This window comes from Bacillus sp. JJ1764 (assembly GCF_036962145.1).
Lineage (GTDB): Bacteria > Bacillota > Bacilli > Bacillales > Cytobacillaceae > Neobacillus.
In genome coordinates, this window is the sequence record NZ_JBALNY010000138.1 from 1 (window position 1) to 3,585 (window position 3,585).

General features: G+C 42.3%; 5 protein-coding genes. 3 read left to right on the plus strand and 2 right to left on the minus strand.

The window, feature by feature from the left end:
- Positions 1–50: 50 nt before the first annotated feature.
- Both V7083_RS18155 and safA read right to left on the minus strand, forming a co-directional pair.
- Positions 51–398, minus strand: coding sequence for a flagellar basal body rod protein (locus V7083_RS18155; RefSeq protein WP_335480531.1), 348 nt, complete (start codon positions 396–398; stop codon positions 51–53).
- 141 nt (positions 399–539) lie between these two features.
- Positions 540–1,154 (minus strand): SafA/ExsA family spore coat assembly protein, encoded by a 615-nt coding sequence (gene safA / locus V7083_RS18160; RefSeq protein WP_335480533.1) that lies wholly within the window; start codon positions 1,152–1,154, stop codon positions 540–542.
- A 101-nt stretch (positions 1,155–1,255) separates the two neighbouring features.
- Between safA and V7083_RS18165 the strand changes: the two genes are divergently transcribed.
- The 3 genes from V7083_RS18165 (at position 1,256) to V7083_RS18175 (ending at position 3,471) form a co-directional block, all read left to right on the plus strand.
- Positions 1,256–1,633 (plus strand): DUF1360 domain-containing protein, encoded by a 378-nt coding sequence (locus V7083_RS18165; RefSeq protein ID WP_335480535.1) that lies wholly within the window; start codon positions 1,256–1,258, stop codon positions 1,631–1,633.
- A gap of 87 nt (positions 1,634–1,720) precedes the next feature.
- On the plus strand, positions 1,721–1,858 hold the full coding sequence (locus tag V7083_RS18170; protein ID WP_335480537.1) for a hypothetical protein: 138 nt from the start codon (positions 1,721–1,723) through the stop codon (positions 1,856–1,858).
- A gap of 92 nt (positions 1,859–1,950) precedes the next feature.
- A complete protein-coding gene (locus V7083_RS18175; protein WP_335480539.1) occupies positions 1,951–3,471 on the plus strand; it encodes an FAD-dependent oxidoreductase in 1,521 nt (506 codons plus the stop codon).
- The last annotated feature ends 114 nt before the right edge of the window (positions 3,472–3,585 follow it).

The window sequence follows — 3,585 nt, forward strand, 5'->3', positions numbered from 1 at the left end:
CTTCCGCTCCTATCAACATCGTGTAAAAATAAGCAATTGCTCACCTTGCCTTAATAATTTTTCAATTCATTCCATTGTTTTTCAAAGTTCACAAATGGATCTGATTCTTCTTGGAATTTTGTGTGTTTTGGTTCATTCCACTTTTTATATACAAGGTAAAGCACATAAGCTGCTGCTACACCAATGATGGCTGGGACGTTATGGATGGAAGCCGCGATGATGATCACCCCAATAATCGCCAAAGCAATTTTAGAACCCGTTGATTTTGCTTGTAAGAACTTTTTAAAGATGAAGTACAGCAGTGCTGCGCTAATCAGCAGCCCCACCATTGGACCTATGGATGACAGTAACACCACTGCGGCAATCCCACCTGCTAAAAGTAAACCAAATTTTTTCATTTTCTTTGTCACTCCCTTTCGTTATCTTGATATCATCTTACCTCTTTTCTCGAGGTTCCATAATTGCGCTGGAGCTTGATTTTTATCTCGGTCTCTAGACGTAGAAAGGGTCAGTCCCGCATCGGAACTGACCCTTTTTCCTTATTTCGAAATAAACATTTGCACCCAGTAATAACGCTGGGAACCGCCTTGTGCATAGCCAACACCAATATAAGTGGATGATGTACTCAGGATATTGGCTCTGTGTCCCGGACTGTTCATCCATGCTTGAACAACAGCCGCAGGAGATGTTTGTCCCGCCGCAATGTTTTCAGCAGCAGTGCGATAGCTGATGCCAAAATTCTTCATCATGGTGAATGGGCTGCCATAGGTTGGACTTGTGTGGCTGAAATAATTCTTGTCGCGCATGTCCATTGCTTTATAGCGCGCCACCCTTGAAAGCTCCCAATCAGGTGTCAAAGGCTTTAAACCATTTTTAGCCCGTTCTTGATTTGTCAATTGAATGACTTGATTCTCTATTGACTTAACCCCACTTATATCGGGTATGGTTACTTTTTGCCCCGGATAGATTAAGCTAGGATTCTTAAATTGCGGATTGGCCTGAATCAGTTCGGTAATTCCTACTTGATACCTGACCGCAATTTTCCAAAGCGAATCGCCTGACTGAACGGTATAGATTTGTTGAGCAAACGAAATGCTTGGAATCGAAAACAATGATAATAAAAACAGTAGCCCAAACCAAAAAGATTTTTTCATTTTTTCGCCTCCTCCGAATATATATTTTTGATTTCAGGCTCAAAATATACAGGTAGTACTAAAATATTTTTCAAGGAATTTCAGGGCTTGGAGGACTGTAAGTGAGAGACATTTCCTGGATGACGTATGTCATGCTAATATTGGCAAGTTACCGATTTACCCATTTAATTGTGTTTGATAAAATTACCGAATCCATCCGCAAGCCCTTTGTTAAAAAGGTAACCGTGGAAACGGCTGACGGTGAAACCTCAACAAAAGAAGTCCCAACATCCATGTTCGGCTATTTATTAAAGTGCTATTGGTGTGCCGGAGTGTGGAGTGCTATCTTTTTTGGCACGGCTTATTTGCTTTTTCCCAAGATCACCTTTGTCGTGATTTTGATTTTTTCTATCGCCGGAGGGCAATCGATTATTGAGACCTTTGTAGGTGTCAACATTAAAAAGGTGGATTACTATTCGGATTTGAAAAAAAAGGACTAACGGACGCATAGAACTGGCAAGAAGATTCTCGTCTTTGCATATATCTTTAGAAAGCTTTCCGAAAGCTGACTAAAGGGGGATCTAACCATGGCTATATGGTGGGCAACTTCGATTGGATTTGTCATTTGCCTTGGCATTGCGGGAGGAGTTTTCGTTCATTTTTTAAGAAGTGGGCTGGATATGGAGAGTTCCACACGCGTTGACAAAATAGATCCCGATAAATAACCTTAGGAACCCTTTGATGGGTTCTTTTTTTACGGAAATACATGATTTTTTCAATTTAGGAAAAATTAAACATAAAAAACTGGAGGGTTACAATGAGTCCATCAGAAAAAATCCCACAATTCCCACGAACTTATTGGCGAGAAATCGATTTGCCTAAGTTCGACGTATTGAATGAAGATATTTCCGTTGATGTATGTGTGGTCGGTGCCGGTATAACTGGAATTACGGCTGCCTATTTATTGGCTAAAGAAGGCGTTAAAGTCGCGTTACTGGAGGCCGGAAGTGTTCTGAATGGAACGACGGGACATACCACAGCCAAATTAACCGCTCAACACAGCATAATTTATGATGAATTAATTAATCATTTCGGTGAGGATCAGGCTAAATTGTATTATGAATCGATGATGAGTTCTGTTCAATTTGTTGAAAATTCCGGGGTGGATTGCTATTTCAGCAAAGAAGACGCCTATGTGTATGCCACCACGGAACAGTATGTTGAGACATTAAAAACTGAATTGGAGGCTTACCAGAGGCTGGGAATTGACGGATTTTTAAAGGATACAATTCCGTTTCAACATATTCCAGTTAAAGGGGCTCTGGTTATGCGAAATCAGGCTCAGTTTCACCCGTTAAAGTTTTTGCGGTCCCTTTTGGACGATGCTGTAAAGGCAGGTTGTTCCGTATACGAAAATACCGTCGCCATGAATATTGAGGACGAAGATGATTCCCCTATTATTGAAACAAAAGCCGGTCACCGTGTCACATGCAAGCATGTCATTATGGCTACACATTTTCCATTTTGGGACAAGCCTGGACTTTATTTTGCCAGAATGTATGCAGAACGGTCATATGCCATAGGGATCAAAACGGATAAAGAGTATCCAGGCGGCATGTATATCAGTGGTGATGGACCGACACGATCCATTCGTTCCACCCCTTTCGAGGATGGGCAATTATTGATTATTGGGGGTGAAAACCACAAAACGGGCCAAGGTGAAAATACGATTACCCATTATGAAGCACTGGAGGACTTTGCTGAAGAGGTATTTGGGATTAATGAGTACCACTATCGCTGGTCTGCTCAGGATTTAGTAACATTGGATAAGGTGGCCTACATCGGGCCGATTACGTCCGAACGGGAAAATGTGCTGATTGCCACCGGATATAAAAAATGGGGCATGACCACCGGCATACTGGCCGGACATTTGCTAACAGATTATGTATTGAAACGTGATAATCCTTATAAAGAGCTGTATGGTCCATCACGGTTCCACGCGGATCCGGATTTAAAAAGTATCCTTACCGCCAATGCGGATGTGGCCAAGCACCTCATTAATGGCAAGCTTGAATTTTTCCCAAGGGAACCTGAGGATTTGCAAGTCGGAGAAGGTTCTGTTGTCATGTTTAATGGTAAAAGAGCCGGCGGGTATCGGGATGAAAATGGAAAATTGTATGTGGTTGATACGTCATGTACCCATCTTGGCTGTGAATGCGCGTGGAATGCTGCAGAAAAAACGTGGGATTGCCCTTGCCATGGATCTAGATATGCCTATTCTGGGGGTGTAATTGAGGGGCCGGCACTGAAGGCGTTGGAGTTATTGAAAGAGGAGTAGTGGAGTTATGGATTTTCTTCGTGACTGGCACGGATTGATTGATTTATCGACGCGTTTTGGGTCGATATCTACACGTTTTGTGGTTTATCAACGAGTTCAGGGGGGATATCGACG